Source organism: Streptomyces sp. CNZ287 (assembly GCF_007827615.1).
On sequence record NZ_VISV01000009.1, the window covers coordinates 163,408 to 182,460 of the forward strand.

Sequence of the window (19,053 nt, forward strand, 5' to 3'; positions counted from 1 at the left end):
CGCTCACTCCCGCCCGAGCAGCGCCGCGGCCGCCTCGATGCCTTCGCGGGTGCCGATCACGATGAGCGTGTCGCCGCCGGCGAACCGGAAGTCGGGGGCGGGGGAGGGGATGGCCTCCGCGCGCCGCAGCACGGCCACGATCGACGCGCCCGTCTCGGTGCGGACCCGCGTCTCGCCCAGCACCCGGCCGTTCCAGTACGACGTCGCCGACAGCTCGACGCGCTCGGCGACCAGCCCCAGGTCGGTGGTGTGCAGCAGGTTCGGGCTGTGGTGCGAGGGCGTGAGCGCGTCGATGAGCGCCGCCGTCTCGGCGCCGTTCAGATGCAGCGACTGCATGCAGGCGTCCGGGTCGTCGGAGCGGTAGACGTTGATCGACCGGGTGCCGTCCCGGTGCGCGATCACCGACAGGTGCTTCTTCTGCGCACGAGTGGTGAGGTCGTACTTCACGCCGATGCCCGGCAGTGGCGTGGTGCTCATCCTTGGAGCAGGCACGGCCCGTCCCCTTTCCGACGTCCGCTGAATGTCGCGTGTCCGCGGCCCCTGGGATGCGGGCAGCCGATCCCCCGCGCGGCGCAGCAGATATCGTGCCATCCCGCCGTACGGCGGGAACATGGGTGTCAGCACGGATGGACAGCCCGGCCCGTGGCGGGCCACCATCAGTGCCGGGACAGTCGTCGTCTCCGCCGGTCGCAGCCCCGGTCAGGCCCGGTCCCGCCCGCTGCGTCCACCGTCCCCGGGGAACCCGCGAATGAACCGAGCGGTCAAGGCCCGCGTCCTGCTCGCCGACGACCACGCCCTCGTACGCCGCGGGATCCGGCTCATCCTGGACGCCGAACCCGACCTGACCGTCGCCGCAGAGGCGGGCGACGGCGCCGAGGCCGTGGCGCTCGCCCGGGACCCGGCGGTGGCCGTGGACCTGGCGATCCTGGACGTCGCGATGCCCCGGCTGACCGGACTCCAGGCGGCGCGCGAGCTTTGCCGCGTACGGCCGGGGCTGCGGATACTCATCCTGACGATGCACGACAACGAGCAGTACTTCTTCGAGTCGCTGAAGGCCGGTGCCGCCGGCTACGTGCCGAAGTCCGTCGCGGACCGGGACCTCGTCGAGGCGTGCCGGGCCGCGCTGCGCGACGAGCCGTTCATCTACCCGGGCGCCGAGACGGCCCTCGTCCGCCGCTACCTCGACCGCGCCCGGCAGGGCGATCCGCTGCCGGCCCGGCCGATCACGGAGCGGGAGGAGGAGATCCTCAAGCTCGTCGCCGAGGGGCACACCTCGAAGGAGATCGGCGACCTGCTGGTCATCAGCGCCAGGACGGTGGAGCGGCACCGGGCCAACCTGCTGCAGAAGCTGGGCCTGCGCGACCGCCTGGAGCTGACCCGGTACGCGATCCGCGCGGGCCTGATCGAGCCCTGACGCCGCACCGGGCGCGGACCGGGTCGCGGCCGGGGCAGTGGACCGCCCGGCCCGCGTGCCCCGGCCGGGAGACCGGCGGGGTACGGCCCGTGGCCGCACCCCGCCGCCCCCTGTTCTCCGGCGGCCCGCTCAACCGCCGTCCCGGTGGCCGCTCAGGCCGCCGGCTCCGCGGCCGCCGGTGCCGTCCGTGCCGGGGTCAGCGCCCCCGCGACCGCCGCCGACACCGCCGCCGCGACGGCCGCCACCGTGAACGCCTCCGTGAACCCCTCCAGCGTGCTGCCGACGAGGCTCGCCGCCGCCACGCTGGAGACCACCGCGGCGCCCAGCGAGGCGCCGAACTCGTGGAACGTGCTCACGATGCCGGAGGCGATCCCCGCCTCGTGCGGCGCCACCTGCCCCAGCGCCGTGGCCGAGGCGACCACGAACATCGCGCCCGTGCCCAGCGCCGCGACCGTCACCCCGATCGCGACCGTCACCGGCCGCATCGAGACCGCGGGCACCGCGAGTCCGGCCGCCGCCGCGGTCAGCGCGGCGATGGCGGGCGCCCGCGCGCCCGTCCGGCCGATCAGCCGCCCCGTCAGGTCCGCCCCCACCATCGCCGCGAACGCGACGGGCAGGAAGAGCAGCCCGGTGTGCAGCGCCCCGTAGCCGCGGGCGTGCTGGTAGTAGAAGGTGCCCAGGAAGAACACGGCCACCATCAGCGCCGTCGCCATCAGGATGAGGAACGCGCCCGTGGCCACCGGCCGCCGGGCCAGCAGCCGCACGTCCATCAGCGGGCTGCGGGCGCGCCGCTGCCAGACGGTGAACAGCAGGTAGCCGACGGCCGCGAGCAGGACGAGCCCGCCGGTGCGGGCGGTGAGCCAGCCGCGTTCGCCGGCGTCGATGAGCCCGTAGATCAGCGTCGCCGTCGAGGCGGTCACCAGCGCCGCGCCGAGCAGGTCCACCCGCGACCGCTCCGCGGGCGCGGGCCGGTTCGGCAGCAGCACGGCGAGCACGGCGACGATGACGAGCCCGATGGGCACGTTGACGTAGAAGACCCACGGCCAGCCCGGGCCCGCGGTGAGCAGCCCGCCGAGGAGGACGCCGAGCGCCGCCCCGCCGCCGCCGAGCGCGGACCAGATGCCCAGGGCCTTGTTGCGCTCCTCGCCTTCGAAGAGCGTGACCACGAGCGAGAGCGCCGCGGGCGACAGCAGCGCCGCGCCGACGCCCTGCGCGATGCGCCCGCCGACGAGCATGCCGCCGGACTCGGCGAGCCCGGTGGTCAGGGACGCCGCGGTGAAGACCAGCAGCCCGGCGAGGACGACGCGCTTGGGGCCGATCAGGTCGGCGATCCGCCCGCCGAGCAGCATCAGCCCGCCGAACGTCAGCGTGTACGCGCTGACCGTCCAGGTCAGCGCCGCGCGGCCGAGCCCGAGGTCGGCCCCGATGTGCGGCAGCGCGATGGCCACCACCGTGACGTCGAGGATCAGCATGAGCTGGGCGACCCCGAGGAAGCCGAGGATGCGCCAGCGGGCGGGATGCCGCCCTTCCTTGGTCGTGTGCCCGACCCCGTGCGAAGTCATCAGTGCCCTCCTGGTATCTCGTACGTTGACGTACGAGTTCTAACGGAGGACTGTAACGTAAACATTCCCGTACGAGTTAAGCTGGCCCGCATGGCCGCCTCCCCCCGCCCCCGGGCCGCCGCGCGCCCGCGCCGCCGGGCCGACGCCGAGCGCAGCATCGCCCGCATCGTCGCCGCCGCCCGGGAGGAGTTGCGCTCCGATCCCGCCGCGACCACCGACGACATCGCCAAGGCCGCGGGCGTGGGGCGGATGACGCTCTACGGGCACTTCAAGACCCGCGCCGACCTGGTCGACGCGGCGCTGAGGGACGCGGTGGAGGACGGCGACAGGACGCTGGCGGCGGTGGATCTGGCGGGCGACGCGTACGAGGCGATGCGCCGGCTGCTGGTGTCGAGCTGGGCCCTGGTCGCCGAGTCCGCGGCGCTGCTGACCGCCGCCCAGGGCGTGCTGCCCGCGGGCCGGGTGCGGGAGCTGCACGAGGGTCCGGCGGCGCGCGTCGGCGAACTCGTCCGCCGCGGCCGGGACCAGGGCGTCTTCCGCACCGACATGCCGACCGCCTGGCTCGTCGGCGTCGTGCAGCACATCCTGCACGGCGCCGCGGAGGAGGTCCGCGCCGGCCGGCTGGAGATGGCGCCGGACGAGGTCTCCGACGTGGTCACGAAGTCGGTGCTGGCGGTGCTGGCGACGCCGCCCGGTTCCTAGCCCGCGGTCCGTACGGTCAGGCGGGGACGGGCCGCGGGCTCAGCTTCCGTCCGGGTACGCCCTGTTCGTGATCTCCACCGCGTCCTGGTGCACCAGCCGGCGCGTCAGATACGCCCAGCCCGCGTGCATCGCCACCCACTCCTCCCGGCCCTGGTACGGGTCCGCGTCCTCGGGCGCGTACGTCCGCCCGTCCGCGTGCCGCTCCTGCACCGCCAGCGCCCGGCCCGCGTGAACCCCTCCCGCGCCCGGCCCGCCCCCGGCCGCCGCCCGCCGATCGCACATAGTGGTACGCACCGTACGAACCGAGGAGGCCCCGCCCCGTGTCCCTGTTCTGGCGGATCTTCGGGCTCAACGCCCTGGTGCTCGGCACGGCCGCGGGCGTGCTGATGCTGGCGCCCGTGACCGTCTCCGCGTCGGTCCTGCTCGCCGAGGCCGTGGTCCTGGTGGCGGGCATGGGCGTCATGCTCGTCGCCAACGCCGCGCTGCTGCGCGTCGGGCTCGCCCCGCTCGAACGCCTCACCGGGCTGATGACCACCGTCGACCTGCTCCGCCCCGGCCAGCGGCTCACCGTGCCGGGCACCGGCGACGTCGCCGACCTCATCAGCACCTTCAACGCCATGCTCGACCGGCTGGAGGCCGAGCGCGCCGCCAGCACCGGGCGCGCGCTGTCGGCGCAGGAGGCCGAGCGGCGCCGTATCGCGCAGGAACTCCACGACGAGGTCGGGCAGAGCATGACCACCGTGCTGCTGGAGCTGAAGCGCGCCGCCGAGCGCGCGCCCGATTCGCTCCGCGAGGACCTGCGGCGGGCACAGGAGACCACCAGGGAGAGCCTGGAGGAGGTGCGCAGGCTGGCCCGCCGGCTGCGCCCCGGGGTGCTGGAGGACCTGGGCCTGGTCAGCGCGCTGACCGCGCTGGGCACGGACCTCGCGGGGCACACCGGGATGCGGGTGGAACGGCGCCTCGATGCGGAGCTGCCGGCGCTGGACCCGGACGTCGAGCTGGTGCTCTACCGCGTCGCGCAGGCGGCGCTGACGAACGTCGTCCGGCACGCCGCCGCGGACCGGGTGGAGCTGAGCCTCGTGCGCACCGGGGCCGCGGTGGAGCTGCGGGTCGCGGACGACGGCCGCGGGGTGGGGGCCACCCGCGAGGGCGCCGGGATCCGCGGCATGCGCGAGCGGGCCCTGCTGGTCGGCGCGGCGCTGGACGTCACGCGCGCCCCGGGCGGCGGCACGCAGGTGGTGCTCACCGTCCCGGCCGGTGGCCGCCCCCGCGCGGAGGCGCCGGACGGCGGCCGGGACCCGTCCGCGGTGAGGCGGTAGCCGAGCGGAACCGGCCACCCCGTTCCGGCCCCGGTCCCCTCGTATCGGACCACGATCACCCCTGTACGGCATCTGCCGGATGAAATCGATTTCGGATACGGTCCCCTACCAGCGGGCGCCCGGGGGACGTACGCCGCGCACACGGGGGCGTACGTCCCGGGCGTCCGCACCGGCACCCGAGGAAACGAGGAACCATGCACGACACCCCCTGGCCGGTGGTACGCCGCTACCGAGGCGACCGGCTCGCCCGCATCGCCATGCCGGTCGGCGGTATCGGCACCGGCTCCATCGGCTTCGGCGGGCGCGGCCAACTGCTCGACTGGGAGCTGTTCAACCGACCCGCCAAGGGCTTCACCCCCGACTCGTTCTTCTGCCTGCGCGCCGAAGGCGCCGCCGGGTCCTTCACCCGCGTCCTCGAATCGGCGCTGCTCCCCGGCGAGTACGCGGGCCACGGCGGCAGCCCGTCCGCGCTGCACGGCCTGCCCCGCTTCCGCGAGGGCGAGTTCGCCGCCGCCTACCCCTTCGGCCAGGTGCGGCTCACCGACCCGGAGCTGCCGGTCGCGGCCACCGTACGGGTCTTCAACCCGCTCGTCCCCGGCGACGCCGACGCCAGCGGCGTCCCCGCCCTCGTCTACCGGGTGACGGTCCGCAACACCGGCGCCGGGGAGCTGGCCGTCGACGTCTGCGGCAATCTCCAGCATGTCGCGGGCCGCCGCCCCACCGGCGGCCTGCCCGCGGGCAACGCCTTCCGCCTCGTCGAACTCGACGGCGCCACCGTGCTGTCCGGCCACACCACCGAGGTCGCCGAGGGCGACGAGAGCTGGGGCACGCTGGCGCTCGCCGCCCTCGAAGGCCCCGTCACCAGCCACCGGCTGACCTGGGCGCGCCGCTCCTGGGGCGACTCGCTGCTGGACTTCTGGGACGACTTCGCCGCCGACGGCCGGCTGGCCGAGCCCGCCGAGGGCGCCCGCGTGCCCACCGGATCCCTCGTGGTCTCCGACCGCCTCCCGGCGGGCGCCGAGCGGGAGTTCACCTTCGTCCTCGCCTGGCACTTCCCGAACCGCCGCGGCTGGAGCCACCGCTTCCAGGGCCCGCCGGACTACGGCCACAGCGCCGACACCGTCGGCAACCACTACGCCACCCGCTACACCGACGCCGCCGACGTGGTCCGCAGGATCGCGCCCCGGCTGCCGGACCACGAGCGCCGCACCCGCGCCTACGTCGAGGCCGTCACGACCTCCAGCCTGCCGCCCGCCGTCCAGGACGCCGTGCTCTCCAACGCCGCCGTGCTGAAGACGCAGACCTGCTTCCGCATCGCCGACGGCACCTTCCTGGCCTGGGAGGGCGGCAACCCCGACCACGGGAGCTGCCACGGCAGTTGCACGCACGTGTGGAACTACCAGTACGCGCTGGAGCAGCTCTTCCCCGACCTGGCCTGGACGATGCGCGAGGTCGAGTTCGCGCACGCGCTGGACGGGCGCGGCATGATGAGCTTCCGCGCCGGGCTGCCGCTGGACCGCGAGGGTACCGGCTGGCGGATCGCCGCCGCCGACGGGCAGATGGGCGCCCTCGTCCGGCTCTACCGCACCTGGCGGCTGACCGGGCGCGACGACCTGCTGGCGGCGCTCTGGCCGGGTGCGCGCCGGGCGCTCGAGTTCGCCTGGATCCCGCTCGGCTGGGACGCGGACCGCGACGGGCTGATGGAGGGCTGCCAGCACAGCACCAGCGACGTCGAGTACTACGGGCCGAGCGGCGTCAACCAGTCCTGGTACCTGGCCGCACTCGCCGCCTGCGAGCGGATGGCGCGGGCCCTCGGCGACCACGCCTTCGCCGCCACCTGTGCGGAGGTGCTGGCCGGCGGCGCGGCCAGGACGGACGCGGAGCTGTTCAACGGCGCGTACTACGAGCAGAAGGTGCTGCCCGCCGGCTCCGCGGACAACATCGCCGACGGGCTGCGCATCCGCTACGACGGCGACAACCCCGACGTCGGCTCCGACGACCTCGTCGACCCGGACCTGCAGATCGGCCCCGGCTGCATGGGCGACCAGCTCGCCGGCCACACGTACGCCGTGCTCTGCGGCCTCGACGACCGGCTCGACGCCGCGCACACCAGGACCGCGCTGCGCAGCGTGCTGCGGCACAACCACCGCGGGGAGTTCCACTCGCACATGAACCACCTGCGCACCTTCGCGCTCGGCGACGAGCACGGGCTGCTGAACTGCACGTATCCACACGGCGGCCGGCCGACGCGACCGTTTCCGTACTGCAACGAGGTGTGGACGGGCGTGGAGTACACCGCGGCCCTCGGGCTCGCCGCGCAGGGCGACCGGGAGGCGGCGGAGCACGTGGTGGCGGACGTCAGGGACCGCTACGACGGCCGGGTGCGCAATCCGTTCAACGAGGTGGAGTGCGGCAACCACTACGTGCGCTCCATGGCCTCGTTCGGGCTGGCGCACGCGTGGCCGCGGACCGTCGTGGACGCCGGCGCCGGGACCGTCGAACTCGACCCGCTGCCGGGCCGCTGGCCGGTCGTCGCCGGGGGGCACGTGGGGACCGTGCGCGTCACCGCGGGCCCGGAAGGGGCCGCGGCTGAGGCGGTGTGGGAGTCGGTGGCGGAGGGGAGCGGAGGGCCGCTCACGGTACGGCTGCGCGCCGCGGCCGCGGGCGCGGGGGAGGCCGCCGCGCCGCCGCCCGCGTAGCGGGGGTCCCGGCCCGTACGGACCGGGGCGCCCGGCTCGTACGGGCAGAGGGCTCCCGGTCCGCACGGAGGGGCAAACCGCCCGCGTACGGCACGGAAGTCCGCCCCGTACCGTCCCGGACGGCCGCACCCGCGGCAGCCGTACGGCGATTGCGCGTGCACGCCTCTTGACCCCCGCGGTGACGCGCTGCTTCCATGGCTGGCCATCAGGTAAGAAATCGATTTCACGCCCTGTTCTGCCCGTACATGCCGAAAAGTCCGCGCTGCCGAAAACCGGCGCAGGACCAGCGAGAGGAGCCGCAATGGGTTGGGTCGGACCGGGAGGAATGTCGCGCCGTCAGGTGCTGCGGTCACTGGGCGCGGCGGCGCTCGCCGCGCCCGCCGCGGGGAGCCTGGCGGCGTGCGGGGGGTCGGCGTCGGGGGACTCGTCCTCGCTCGACCTCGTGTATCTGGGCGACGCCACCCAGCAGGAGGCGTTCAACGCGCTCTTCGCCGAGTTCAACAAGTCCAAGCCGAAGGTGAAGATCAAGGCCCGCGGCATCGCCGCCGAGACCTGGGGCAACTTCGCCAACACCGTCTCCACCCAGATCGCCGGCGGCAAAGTCCCCGACATCGTCCAGGTCGCCACCGAGGGCCAGCGGCTCTTCGCCTCCAAGGACCTCCTGGAACCCCTCGACCCGTACCTGGACCGGGACAAGAAGATCGTCGAGGACTACTTCTCCGACACCGACCCCAAGCTGAGGGAGTGGACCGAGACCTACGGCTCCACCGACGGCAAGACGTACTACATACCCGGCGGCTACAACACCTCGGTCCTGTACTGCAACACCAAGGTCTTCGCCGACGCCGGCGTCGACCTGCCCGAGGCCGAGTGGACCTGGGACGACTTCCGTGCCGCAGGCGAGCGCATCAAGGCGAAGACCGGCGCGTTCCTGCTGCCCGCCGGCTTCGCGTTCCCCTTCCTCGACATCATGCCGTGGCTGCTCACCAACGGTGCCAGCACCCACAACGCCGCCTGGGACGAGGCGACGTTCGACAGCCCCGCGGCCGTCGAGGCCGCCGAGTACGTCAAGAGCCTCATCGACGCGGGACTCTCGCCCAAGCCGGGCGGCAACTTCAACGCCGCGGGCCAGCTCCGGAAGGGCAAGCTCGCCGCCTTCGGCGCCGGCCGGTGGGCCACGCTCGACATGCGCCGGCTGGGGCTCACCGACTCCGTGCGCATCGTGCCCTGGCCGAGCAACGCCCAGGCCGGCGCCACCGTCGGCTGGGACGGCTGGCCGATCCTGCGCGCCTCCAGGAACAAGGACGCCGCCTGGGAGTTCCTCACGTGGATGATGTCGAAGAAGGCGTCCACCTTCTACGCCTCCGCCGGCGGCACCAACATCCCCGCCCGCAACTCGGTCGCCGCAGGACCGGCGTTCACCGACGACGCCCCGGCCGGCACCGAGAACCTGCCCGCCGCCCTCGGCTACGGCACGCCCATCCCGTCGCCCGAGCGCGGCGCGGAGGCCCAGGCCGCCATCACCCAGGGCTGGCAGGCGGCCATCCTCGGCAACCAGCCCGCCGCCGAGGCCCTGGGCAGCGCGAACGACAAGCTCAGCGGGCTGCTGTGACCCTGACCCAGGTACGGCCCGAGCGGGCCGCCGCCCCGCGCCCGGCGGGGCGCGGCGGCGGCCGGTTCCGGCGCGGCGAGTGGGTCGGGTACGCGTTCCTCAGCCCGGCGCTGCTGCTCTTCCTCGCCTTCGTGGCCGGGCCGTTCGCCGTCGCCATCGTGCTGGCCTTCTTCAGTTGGGACATGCTCACCCCCGCCGAGTTCAACGGCGTCGGCAACTTCACCGAGATGTTCTCCGACCCGCTGCTCTACGAGGCGCTGGCCAACACGTTCGTCTTCGCCTTCGCCTCCGTCCTCACCCATCTCGGCGGCGGGCTGCTGCTCGCCATGGGCGTCAACCGGATGATGAGCAGGGCGCTTTCGTACTTCGTCCGCACCACGCTGTTCTTCCCGTTCGTCATCTCCTGGGCCGCGGTCGCGCTGCTCTGGAAGTACGTGCTCGACCCGACGTTCGGGCTCGTCACGCACTACGCCGGCGAGATCGGCGTCGAGCCGCCCGAGTGGTTCACCGACCCGGCGTGGGCGCTGCCCGCCATCATCGCGATCGACTTCTGGCACACCATCGGCTTCACCTTCGTCATCATGCTCGCCGGGCTGCAGACCGTTCCGCGCGAACTCCACGAGGCGGCACGCGTGGACGGCGCCCGGCCGCACCAGGTCTTCTGGCGGGTGACCCTGCCGATGATGTCCCCGACGATCTTCTTCGCCGCCGTCGTCACCTTCATCGGGGCGTTCCAGATCTTCGACCCCGTGCAGATCATCACGCCCGACGGCGGGCCGGAGAACTCGACCATCACCATCGTCATGTACCTCTACCAGAAGGGCTTCCAGTCCTTCCAGATCGGCTACGCCGCGGCCGTGTCCATCCTGGTCTTCGTGATCATGATGGCCGTCACGCTGCTGCAGTTCTGGGGCTCGCGGAAGTGGGTGCACCAGCAGTGACCGTACGGATCCGCAGCCGCCGGCGCGTACGCCCGGCCCCTCTGCTCCTCGAACTCCTCCTGGTCGCCGTCGGGCTCGTCATGATCGCCCCGCTGGTCTGGCTCGTCGTGCAGAGCCTCACGGCGGAGGAGGCGGCCTTCGAGCTGCCGCCCACCTGGATCCCCAAGCCCTTCACCACCGACAACTTCGCCGCCGTGCCGGACGCCATCCCGTTCGGCCGGATGGCACTCAACAGTCTCCAGGTCGCGGTGATCGCCACCGTCGGCTCGCTGCTGGTCAGCGTGCTCGCCGCGTACGCCTTCTCCCGGCTCACCTTCCGCGGCCGGGACGGGATCTTCCTCGTGCTGCTGAGCGCGCTGATGATCCCGGCGCAGATGACGGTCATCCCCGTCTTCGTGCTCATGCGCAACCTCGGCCTCATCGACTCGCTGCCCGCGCTGTGGCTGCCCGCGCTGATCAACGTCTTCTCGATCTTCTTCTTCCGGCAGTACTTCAACACCATCCCGCGCGAACTGGACGAGGCCGCGCGCATCGACGGCGCCGGGCATCTGTGGATCCTCTTCCGGATCATCGTGCCGCTGTCGGGCCCCGCGCTCGCGGCGATGGCGATCCTGACGTTCCAGGCCGTCTGGAACAACTACCTCGGCCCGCTGATCTTCCTCAGCACCCCGGAGAACATGACGCTGCCGGTGGGCCTCGTCACCCTCCAGGCCAGCCACGGCGGTTCGCCGGTGGTGGTGTTCGCGGCGATCACGGCGGTGGTGGTGCCGGTGCTGGCGCTGTTCCTGGTCTTCCAGCGCTCGTTCGTGGCGAGCATCGCGCAGGCGGGACTGCGCGGATGAGCGGGCACACGACGGCGCTCCCGCGGACAGGCGCCGTGCCGGGCGCGTCCGACACCGAGAACGAGGCGCTGCGGCGCGTGCTGCGCGGCGCCTGGCCGAGTCTGCCCGCGCTGGCCGTCGCGGGCGCGGCGGTCTGCGCCGCCGGCACCCTCGCCGTGCTCCTCGCGCCGGGCGTCACGCCCGTCTCCGTCCTCGTTGCCGCCGTGCTCACCGGCCCCTGGCTGGCCGCGCTCGGCGCCGCGGCCGACCGGATCGCCGCGGCCGGCGAGGCCGGGATCCGGGACTGGTGGCGCGGGCTGCGCGCGCTGTGGCGGTTCGGCCCGGCGCAGGCCCTGGTGCCCGCCGTGCCGGCGGCGGCGTTCCTGGCCACGCTGGATCTGTGGCAGCAGACGCGGGGCCCGTGGCTGCTGCCGTCGCTGGCGGCCGGCGGCGCGTGTGCCGTGGCCGGGTTACTCGCCCTGCCGGCCGCGCTGTCGCTCGGCGCCGCCCGCCCGGGGCTGCGCGGCCGGCTGCTGTGGATCTGCGCGGTGCACCTCGTCGCCCGCCACCCGACGCGGTTCCTCGCCGCCCCGTCGCTGGCGCTGCTCGGCCTCGCGGCCTCGCTGCGCTGGACGGCCTCGCTGCTGCTCCTCGTCCCGCCGCTGGTGGCGCTCGTCGCTGCCGCCGCGACGGCGACGGCCCTGGTGCGGCACGACGCGGCCGGCGCCGGGGGAGGGGAGCCGGGGCGGGGCTGACGCGCGTACGGCGGCGCCGGCACGCCGCCCGTACGCCGTCGGCCCCGGGTACGGGGCGCCGCGCCGCTCAGCCCTCGCGGCGGGCGAGGCGCTCGTCGTTGAGTACTTTCACGGCGCCGCGGGCGTCGCCGATCGTGGCGTAGTCGACGGCCACCAGGTTCACCGGCCGGCCGCGCACCCGCTCGCACTCCCGGGCCCGGTCGAGCACGAAGTCGCGGGCGTTGATCCGGCCGGCGTCCAGGCGGCTGCCGCCGCTGTTGGTGATGAAGTGGTTCATGAGGAACAGCTGCTTGTCCTCGCCGCCGCGGTTCGCCGTGCAGGTCATGTCCTCGGGCGTACGGAACGCGAACGGGGTCTCCATGCCGTACCGGTAGAAGTTGCGGTACCAGGGCGCCGGGCCGTCCGCCTTCTCCGCGAACACCACCAGGCGCCGGTCCTCGTCGATCATCTCGCCGAGCGTGGGCCACGGCTCGTCCGGGTCGTCTGCCGGCGTGAACGCCAGGTCCTCCAGCCCGGCCTGGCGCATCGCCGTGCGGGTGTCGGCGCCGCTGATGCCGTCCTGGACCACCAGCGTGACGACGTCGGACGGGTTCTGCTCCAGCCAGTCGCCGATCTTCTGGAGCTCCGGGACCAGCGGCAGCGCGCCGCCGCGGCAGACGGCGTGGCACAGCCATTCGCCCTTGCGGGGCGGGTCGACGGTGTTGAGCACGGAGCGGATCTGCCGCTGCATGGTCGGGGTGAAGTCCGACTCCGCCAGCCGGTCGGTGATCTCCGGCGGTGTCTCCCAGCGGTGGGTGTCGATGAGCAGGGCGCGGACGCCGTCGTTGAGCTGGCCGGTGATCGACGGGTCCTGGAGCGGGGCGATGAACCGGTCCTGGGAGGTGGCCATCGCGTTGTGCGAGGCGAGCTGGGCCACCTCGTCGTAGCGCAGCTCGCACAGCTCCTCGCGCCCGTTGCAGCGGCGGTCGGACTCACCGCCGAAGGCGTTGGGGACGAAGACGGCGCCGGCCAGCGCGGCGGCGACGACGCCGACCGCGCCCCAGCGGTAGCGCGGCGGCAGGGGCGACACGGGCGCGGGCACGGGCGGCCAGGCGGCACCGGCCGGGCCCGCCTCCCCACCGTCTGCTTGACCTGTCTCCGGCGTCGCAACGGCCTCCGGCCCGCCGGCCTCCCCGGTCGCCGGCTCCGCGCCCGCCACCGCCTCCGCGTCCCGCTCGGCCGCCGCGGTCCGTGCGGCGGCGATAGCGGTCGCCCTGCGGTGCCACAGCCAGCCGCCGGCGGTCAGCAGCACTCCCGCCGTCAGCGGTACCGCCGCGGTCGTCAGGGCGACCGTGTAGAGCCGGTCGAGCGCGGTGCGCTGTACGTCGTCAAGGAGCCGGGCGGCGGTGTCCGGCCAGTTCCGCGGTGCGGCGGCGATGTTGCCGCCGACGTTCCCGCGCACCACCAGTGCCAGCACGAAGGTCAGTGCACCGCCGCATGCCAGTGTCCCGCCGATGCGCACCAGCCGGCGGCCCGGGGCGCGTGGCCCGTACCGCCACAGCACGCCCAGGGAGGCCAGCCCCAGCAGGATCGCGCCGGTCTGCACCCAGCCGAGGCCCAGCTTGGTGAAGGCGCGGGCCTCCCGCGCCGGGCCCAGCTCGTCGCCGCCGGAGCCGAACTCGGAGGCCAGGTCCCACGACACCCCGTCCGCCGTGTTCCGCAACGCGGAGGACGCGCTCTCCTCCCGCCCGGAGAAGAGCGCGGGCCCGACCTCCGCGAGCGCCGTGGCCAGGTCCCCGACGCCGAGCGCGGCGAGCAGCCGCGGGCGCAGTTCCGCCCGCTCGTCCGCGGGTACGGCCCGCAGCACGGTGTCGGTGGCGGTCCTCGCCTGCGCCTCGGTGAGGTCGAGGGTCGGCAGGCCCTCGGGGCGCTCGCCGTCGGCGATCCGGTCTACGGCCTCGCCCAGGTCGGACTGGAAGGCGGCGTAGTCGGGGGCGGGCTTGTCCTGGAGGTTCGCGACGACGTCGGCGAAGTGGACGTTGCCCACCGCGCCCAGGTTGTCGAGCACCGGCCGCAGGTCGACCTCCAGGGTCAGGTCGTCCTTCTCGCCGCGCAGGTAGGCCACCGCGTCCCCGATGACGTCCTCGGCCAGGGCCCGCGCGGTGGTCGGCGGCAGCACCGTCTTCAGGTTCGAGGTGACGACGGACTCGGGCACGGGCAGCCGGGCGAGCAGGTCGCGGGTGACGCCCGATGCCTCGGGGTCGACGAGCACCTGGTCGTAGAGCCGGTCGTAGGCGTGCTCCCGGTCGAGCGCGGCCCGGTAGAAGCCGGCGTCGGCGACGGTGGAGCGGGCCGTACCCGCGATGACCAGCACCGCGGTGGCGAGCGCCGCCACCACGAAGGCGAGCCACCGCAGGACGGCGGCGTTCCGCGGCGGCGCGGCCTCGCCGACCCGCCGCACCGCGTGGGCGAGCCGGGCTCTGAGCTTGTCGAACGAGGTCATACGCTTCCTGCCTGCTGTTACCCCTTGAGCCTAGGGGGTGCGCGCAGGAAACGTCCCGGCCGCGATCGGACCCGCCGCCGGACCCGGCCCGGAGCGGGCCCGGACCGGCCCGGCGGCGGGTTCCGGCGGCGGGCACGGCGTCAGGGGGCGGCGGGGGCCAGGAAGTCCCGCGGGGCCAGCGCCCGGGCCACGATGCGGGTGTCGCCGATCCAGCCGTAGAAGCCCTGCCCGAACTTCTCGTCGAACTGCGTGGCCCCGACGACGAACGGCTTGCCGAGGGTGGCGATGCCGGTCGAGCGCTGCGCGGGATTGCGGGCGATCTTCGAGCCGTCCACGTAGACGACCGTGCGGCGGCCGTCGTTGACGACGGCCAGGTGCATCCAGCGGCCCACCGGCAGTGTGTGGCTCCACGAAGTGGGATCGGCGTCCTGGCGGTGCGGATAGACGACGTACTGGAGGAACCGCTCGGGGGAGAGGTTGAGGCTGCACGTCGGCTCGTCCGGCGACCAGCCCGTGGTCTTGCCGGCGTCGCCGTTGCGGCCCTCCCAGCTCAGGATCCCCATCCAGGCGTGGTCGCCCTCGAAGGGCTCGGGCAGCTTGACGAACGTCTCGATCGTGTAGCCGGACGTGAACTTCTCGCTGTTGAGCGGCGCGCCCGCCGCCGTGGTCAGGACCGCGCCGCGATCCGGGCCCTTCCCGCCGTCGAAGCGCAGGCTCGCGTGCGCCGGCTGGCCCTCGTGGTGGCCGTCCGACCAGGTCAGCGCCGCGGGGCCGCTGTCGTGCAGCCGCCGTACGGTCAGGTCGTTGCCGTTGCCGCTGAGGTCCCGGGCGCGTGCCCCGTCGGCGACCGGCTCGCCGTCCCGGCCGGCCGCGGCGAGGCCGTCGGCGTCGAAGCGCCAGTACGCGACCGTGCCGCGCGGCAGCACCGTGGCCGGCGGCCGGGGCCGCGGCCGTACGGGCGGGGCGAAGCCGGCGAACCGCCCGGTGAAGCCGATCTCCATCGAGAACCGGTCGGCCGGCCCTGTCAGCTCCACCGTCTCCGCCGCCAGCGGCGACCTGCGCCCCGGGTCGCGGGCCAGGAACCACGGCGAGAACGTCTCCACGTCGATCACGCCGCGCGCCAGGTCGAAGCCGTACAGCCGGATCATCCCGGCGCCGCCGTAGTAGCGGTCCTGGTAGTTCGTGAGGTGCACGTGGACATCGTTGCCCGCGTCGTTGGTCAGCACCGTGCGCCCCGGCGGCCAGTAGTGCCCGCCCAGCGCCAGGAAGATCTGGTCGTTGCCGCGGATCAGCCCGTCCCACAGCCGCCGCCCGTGGTCGGAGAGCTGTGCCGCGCCGTCGTCGCCGGACCAGGCCAGGTCGTGCGTGGTCAGGATCGCCGGCAGCTTCGGGAACCGGTCCAGGACGCCCTGCGCCCAGCGCAGCCCGCGGTCGGAGATCCGCCAGTCCAGCGCCAGCACCAGCCACTCGCGCCCGCCGCCGCGCAGCACATGGCAGGTGTTGTAGCCGTCGTCGGAGGCGCCGCGGAACGTCGGCATGCGCCGGTAGCGGTCCGGGCCGAAGTCGTCGAGGTACGGGCTGTCGCCCCGCTGGTCGTCCTGGGAGCCGTCGACGTCGTGGTTGCCCGCGAGCACGCTGTACGGAACCGAGCCGTCCAGGGCGCGGAAGGTGGCGGCGGCCAGCCGGAGCTCGTCGGCCGTGCCGTGCTCGGTGACGTCCCCGAGGTGCGCCATGAACGCGATGTTCGCCTTCCCGCGCTCGGCGGTCAGGTACCGGAACGTGGCGCGCAGCGGCTCGGGGTCGGCGCTGTCGGCGTCGAAGAGGTACTGCGTGTCCGGCAGCACGGCCAGCGCGAAGCGCGGGCTCTCGGCGTCGTACCCGTGCCGTCCGCCGGTCCCGGCCGCCCCCGGCGCGGCGCCGCCGGCCGCCACCGCGGGGTCGGCCGCCAGCGCCGCCACCGCGCCGGCGGCCGGCACGGCGACGGCGCTCTGGAGCAGCGCCCGTCTGTCGAGGCGGGTGCGCTGCCCGCCGCGGTCCTCTTCCTCTTCAGTTGTCCGGCCCATGGGAACTCCGTCCGCGAGACGTGGTGTCAGCGGCACTGTGCTGATCATCCGTGGCCGCGGGATGGCACGTACCTGAACGACGCATGTTCTTCGCCGTACCAAAGCGGCCCCGGACGGCCCGCTCCGCACCGCCGCCCGGCACTGCCCCTCGAAGCGGCAGTCCAGCAGCGTCGTCTGCCAGCCCGCGGATGCGGCGTACGCGTGCAGCCCGCCCCCGCCGCCGCGCACCCGGACCTGGTAGATCTGGTTCGCGTTGTGGTCGATGCCCGCGCGGGCGTCACCCGCGTCGATGTCGAGGTCCTGGAGCAGGCACAGCTGCGCGCCGCCGAAGCGCACGGCGATCGCCTCCGGGTTGCGGGGCCGATCCGGATGTCGAGGTTGACCAGGCCCGAACCGAAGGTGCCGTTGTGCGCGTACGACACGGGCCCGCCGACCGGTCGCCGCCGGAAGGCGAACACGTCGCGGGCCGTCCCGCGGCGTACCCGGGGGTGGCCGAGCCGAGCACGAACACCGGCCGCCGGGCGCCGAACCTGACGATGCGCACCGAGTCGTGCACGTCGACGGGCCCGGTCAGCAGGTACGTACCGGCCGGGACGAGGACGACGCCGCCGCCGTCGCCGTACGGGAAGTCGCGTGCGCCGCCGAGGAGTACGGCACCGGGGTCCGGCGGCCGGGCGGTGTACGTCGAGCCGAAGCGGACCGGGTCCCACAACGGACCGCCGGACGGTGCGGCGGCGGAGGGGACGGCGGCTCCGGCGGCTCCGGCGGTGAGGCCGCCGAGGGCGAGCGCCGTGCCGCCGGCGGCGGCGCCGAGCAGCACGCCGCGCGGTTCAGGGCAGATGAGGACATGACGGCTCCCGTGGCAGGAGGGGACGTACGGGAAGGGAAGGCGGTCACTTCAGACCGGTGTGCGCGAGGCCCTCCACGAACTGGCGCTGCGCGAAGACGAACACGGCCAGCACCGGCAGCGCGGTCAGCGACGCGGCGGCGAGCTGCACGTCCCACATCGGGCCGCCGTAGGCGTCGGTGAACTGCGTCAGCGCCTGCGGCAGCGTGAACTTCTCCGGCGTGGAGAGGTACACGATCGGCTCCAGGTACAGGTTCCAGCTGTGCAGGAACGTGAAGATCCCGACCGCCGCCAGCGCCGGCCGCGCCAGCGGCAGCGCGATGCGCCAGTAGAGGGCGAAGCGGCCCAGGCCGTCCATCCGCGCCGCCTCCTCCAGCTCGGCCGGCAGCGTGATGAAGAACTGCCGCATGATGAACGTCGCCAGCACGCTCGGCGCGCCGAGGATCGGCACCAGGACCAGCGGCCAGTGGGTGTCCGTCAGCCCCCAGTCGTTGAACATCTGGAAGAGCGGCACGATGGTGACCTCGCTGGGGATCAGCAGGCCGGTGAGGACCACCAGGAACAGCGCGTTCTGGCCGCGGAAGCGGATGCGCGCGAACGCGTAGCCGGCCATCGACGACACCGCGAGCGTGCCGATCGTCACCACCACCGCGATGTACATGCTGTTCCAGTACTGCTGCGCGAACGGCTGGAGGTCGAAGACCCGCTCGTACGCGCCGAACCCGGGGTCGCCGGGGAGCAGCGACGGCGGGAACGCGAAGATCTCGCTCGCCGGCTTCAGCGAGGACGTCACCATCCACCACGTCGGGAAGACGAACGGGACGAGGAGCACCAGCAGCACCCCGTAGAGCACGAGCCTGGCGCGCCGGGGCAGCTTATGACTCATGGAAGACCCACTTCTTGCGCATCTGCCACTGCACGACGGTGAGCACGAGCACGATGAGGAAGAGCAGCACGGAGAGCGTCGCGCCGTAGCCGAAGTGGTGGAACTCGAACGCCTGCTGGTAGAGGTAGTAGACGAGGACCGTGGTGGAGTTGCCGGGGCCGCCCTGGGTGAGCACGGCGATCTGGGCGAACACCTGGAGCGAGCCGACCACCGTGATGATCGAGGTCAGCAGGATCGTCGGGCTGATCAGCGGCACCGTGATGCGGAGGAACTGCCGCCACCGCCCGGCGCCGTCCACCGTGGCGGCCTCGTACAGCTCCCGCGGCACGCCCTGCAGCGCGGCCAGGAACAGGACCATGTTCAGGCCCACGTTCTTGAAGACCTGCACGACGACCACCGAGATCATCGACGAGGTCTCGCCGCGCAGCCAGTTGGGCCCCTCGACGCCGATCAGGTCGAGCCCGGCGTTGATGCCGCCGTTCTTCTGCAGCAGGAAGCCCCACACGATCGTCCAGGCGACCAGCGAGACCACGACGGGCGAGAAGAACAGCGTGCGGAGGACGATGCTGCCGCGCAGCTTCTGGTTGAGCAGCACTGCGAGCGCCAGCGCGAGGCTCAGGTTCAGCACCACCAGGCCGACGGAGAAGAACGCGGTGGCGCGCAGCACGCCCGGCAGCTTGGGGTCGTCGGCCAGCGCCCGGTAGTTGTCCGCGCCGACCCCGTGGAAGCTGCCGGCCAGCACGTTCCACTCGTGGAAGCTGTACCAGAAGACCAGGACCAGCGGGATGAGGACGAACAGGACGCTGCCCAGCAACTGCGGGGCGATGAACAGGTAGCCGGCCAACTGGTCCCGGCGGCGGGCGGTCCAGAAGGGCCGCCGGGAGCCGTCCCCGCGCGGGCGCGGGTCCGCCGCCTTGGTCCGGGCGCGTTCCAGGGTCGCCATGGCGGCG

The 19,053-nt window shown here is 73.7% G+C and carries 15 protein-coding genes; 8 read left to right on the forward strand and 7 right to left on the reverse strand.

Annotation, left to right across the window (positions count from 1 at the left end):
• Positions 1–3: 3 nt before the first annotated feature.
• Complete coding sequence (locus FB457_RS18315; protein WP_047019129.1) at positions 4–477, reverse strand: cation:proton antiporter regulatory subunit; 474 nt, start codon at positions 475–477, stop codon at positions 4–6.
• A 271-nt stretch (positions 478–748) separates the two neighbouring features.
• Between FB457_RS18315 and FB457_RS18320 the strand changes: the two genes are divergently transcribed.
• A complete protein-coding gene (locus FB457_RS18320) occupies positions 749–1,414 on the forward strand; it encodes a response regulator (protein ID WP_047019130.1) in 666 nt (221 codons plus the stop codon).
• Between the two features lie 152 nt (positions 1,415–1,566).
• On the opposite strand, the gene FB457_RS18325 is transcribed toward FB457_RS18320, so the two are convergent.
• Positions 1,567–2,976, reverse strand: a complete 1,410-nt coding sequence (locus tag FB457_RS18325; RefSeq protein ID WP_047019131.1) for an MFS transporter — start codon at positions 2,974–2,976, stop codon at positions 1,567–1,569.
• 90 nt (positions 2,977–3,066) lie between these two features.
• On the opposite strand from FB457_RS18325, the gene FB457_RS18330 reads away from it, so the two are divergent.
• Positions 3,067–3,678, forward strand: coding sequence for a TetR/AcrR family transcriptional regulator (locus FB457_RS18330; RefSeq protein WP_047019132.1), 612 nt, complete (start codon positions 3,067–3,069; stop codon positions 3,676–3,678).
• A 39-nt stretch (positions 3,679–3,717) separates the two neighbouring features.
• Here the strand turns inward: FB457_RS18330 and FB457_RS18335 are convergent, their stop codons facing one another.
• The gene (locus FB457_RS18335; protein ID WP_164492608.1) at positions 3,718–3,960 is read right to left on the reverse strand and encodes a hypothetical protein; all 243 of its coding nucleotides are present in this window, start codon (positions 3,958–3,960) and stop codon (positions 3,718–3,720) included.
• 38 nt (positions 3,961–3,998) lie between these two features.
• Between FB457_RS18335 and FB457_RS18340 the strand changes: the two genes are divergently transcribed.
• The 6 genes from FB457_RS18340 to FB457_RS18365 all read left to right on the forward strand — a co-directional run bounded on the left by FB457_RS18340 (position 3,999) and on the right by FB457_RS18365 (position 11,825).
• On the forward strand, positions 3,999–4,997 hold the full coding sequence (locus FB457_RS18340) for a HAMP domain-containing sensor histidine kinase (RefSeq protein WP_047019133.1): 999 nt from the start codon (positions 3,999–4,001) through the stop codon (positions 4,995–4,997).
• Between the two features lie 194 nt (positions 4,998–5,191).
• Complete coding sequence (locus FB457_RS18345) at positions 5,192–7,696, forward strand: GH116 family glycosyl-hydrolase (RefSeq protein ID WP_047019134.1); 2,505 nt, start codon at positions 5,192–5,194, stop codon at positions 7,694–7,696.
• 325 nt (positions 7,697–8,021) lie between these two features.
• Entirely contained in the window at positions 8,022–9,308 is a 1,287-nt protein-coding gene (locus tag FB457_RS18350) for an ABC transporter substrate-binding protein (RefSeq protein WP_486589061.1), read from the forward strand.
• Positions 9,305–10,249, forward strand: coding sequence for a carbohydrate ABC transporter permease (locus FB457_RS18355; protein ID WP_145782432.1), 945 nt, complete (start codon positions 9,305–9,307; stop codon positions 10,247–10,249). The genes FB457_RS18350 and FB457_RS18355 overlap by 4 nt, the downstream gene beginning before the upstream one ends.
• Entirely contained in the window at positions 10,246–11,091 is an 846-nt protein-coding gene (locus FB457_RS18360; RefSeq protein WP_047019136.1) for a carbohydrate ABC transporter permease, read from the forward strand. The genes FB457_RS18355 and FB457_RS18360 overlap by 4 nt, the downstream gene beginning before the upstream one ends.
• On the forward strand, positions 11,088–11,825 hold the full coding sequence (locus tag FB457_RS18365; RefSeq protein ID WP_486589062.1) for a hypothetical protein: 738 nt from the start codon (positions 11,088–11,090) through the stop codon (positions 11,823–11,825). The genes FB457_RS18360 and FB457_RS18365 overlap by 4 nt, the downstream gene beginning before the upstream one ends.
• A gap of 67 nt (positions 11,826–11,892) precedes the next feature.
• On the opposite strand, the gene FB457_RS18370 is transcribed toward FB457_RS18365, so the two are convergent.
• The 4 genes from FB457_RS18370 to FB457_RS18390 form a co-directional block, all read right to left on the reverse strand.
• Positions 11,893–14,307: a phosphoinositide-specific phospholipase C-related protein gene (locus tag FB457_RS18370; protein WP_145782433.1), complete on the reverse strand. Its 2,415-nt coding sequence runs from the start codon at positions 14,305–14,307 to the stop codon at positions 11,893–11,895.
• Between the two features lie 140 nt (positions 14,308–14,447).
• Positions 14,448–16,370, reverse strand: coding sequence for a LamG-like jellyroll fold domain-containing protein (locus FB457_RS18375; protein ID WP_145782493.1), 1,923 nt, complete (start codon positions 16,368–16,370; stop codon positions 14,448–14,450).
• Between the two features lie 893 nt (positions 16,371–17,263).
• Positions 17,264–18,103 (reverse strand): carbohydrate ABC transporter permease, encoded by an 840-nt coding sequence (locus FB457_RS18385; protein WP_047019138.1) that lies wholly within the window; start codon positions 18,101–18,103, stop codon positions 17,264–17,266.
• On the reverse strand, positions 18,093–19,046 hold the full coding sequence (locus tag FB457_RS18390; protein WP_047019139.1) for a carbohydrate ABC transporter permease: 954 nt from the start codon (positions 19,044–19,046) through the stop codon (positions 18,093–18,095). The genes FB457_RS18385 and FB457_RS18390 overlap by 11 nt, the downstream gene beginning before the upstream one ends.
• Positions 19,047–19,053: the final 7 nt, after the last annotated feature.

Excerpts from the sequence above, each read along its gene's own strand:
- FB457_RS18345 (WP_047019134.1), top strand. The coding sequence starts at position 5,192 with ATGCACGACACCCCCTGGCCGGTGGTACGCCGCTACCGAGGCGACCGG.
- FB457_RS18315 (WP_047019129.1), bottom strand. The coding sequence starts at position 477 with ATGAGCACCACGCCACTGCCGGGCATCGGCGTGAAGTACGACCTCACC.
- FB457_RS18320 (WP_047019130.1), top strand. The coding sequence starts at position 749 with ATGAACCGAGCGGTCAAGGCCCGCGTCCTGCTCGCCGACGACCACGCC.
- FB457_RS18390 (WP_047019139.1), bottom strand. The coding sequence starts at position 19,046 with ATGGCGACCCTGGAACGCGCCCGGACCAAGGCGGCGGACCCGCGCCCG.
- FB457_RS18335 (WP_164492608.1), bottom strand. The coding sequence starts at position 3,960 with ATGTGCGATCGGCGGGCGGCGGCCGGGGGCGGGCCGGGCGCGGGAGGG.
- FB457_RS18370 (WP_145782433.1), bottom strand. The coding sequence starts at position 14,307 with ATGACCTCGTTCGACAAGCTCAGAGCCCGGCTCGCCCACGCGGTGCGG.
- FB457_RS18350 (WP_486589061.1), top strand. The coding sequence starts at position 8,022 with ATGTCGCGCCGTCAGGTGCTGCGGTCACTGGGCGCGGCGGCGCTCGCC.
- FB457_RS18375 (WP_145782493.1), bottom strand. The coding sequence starts at position 16,370 with ATGGGCCGGACAACTGAAGAGGAAGAGGACCGCGGCGGGCAGCGCACC.
- FB457_RS18330 (WP_047019132.1), top strand. The coding sequence starts at position 3,067 with ATGGCCGCCTCCCCCCGCCCCCGGGCCGCCGCGCGCCCGCGCCGCCGG.
- FB457_RS18325 (WP_047019131.1), bottom strand. The coding sequence starts at position 2,976 with ATGACTTCGCACGGGGTCGGGCACACGACCAAGGAAGGGCGGCATCCC.
- FB457_RS18365 (WP_486589062.1), top strand. The coding sequence starts at position 11,088 with ATGAGCGGGCACACGACGGCGCTCCCGCGGACAGGCGCCGTGCCGGGC.
- FB457_RS18385 (WP_047019138.1), bottom strand. The coding sequence starts at position 18,103 with ATGAGTCATAAGCTGCCCCGGCGCGCCAGGCTCGTGCTCTACGGGGTG.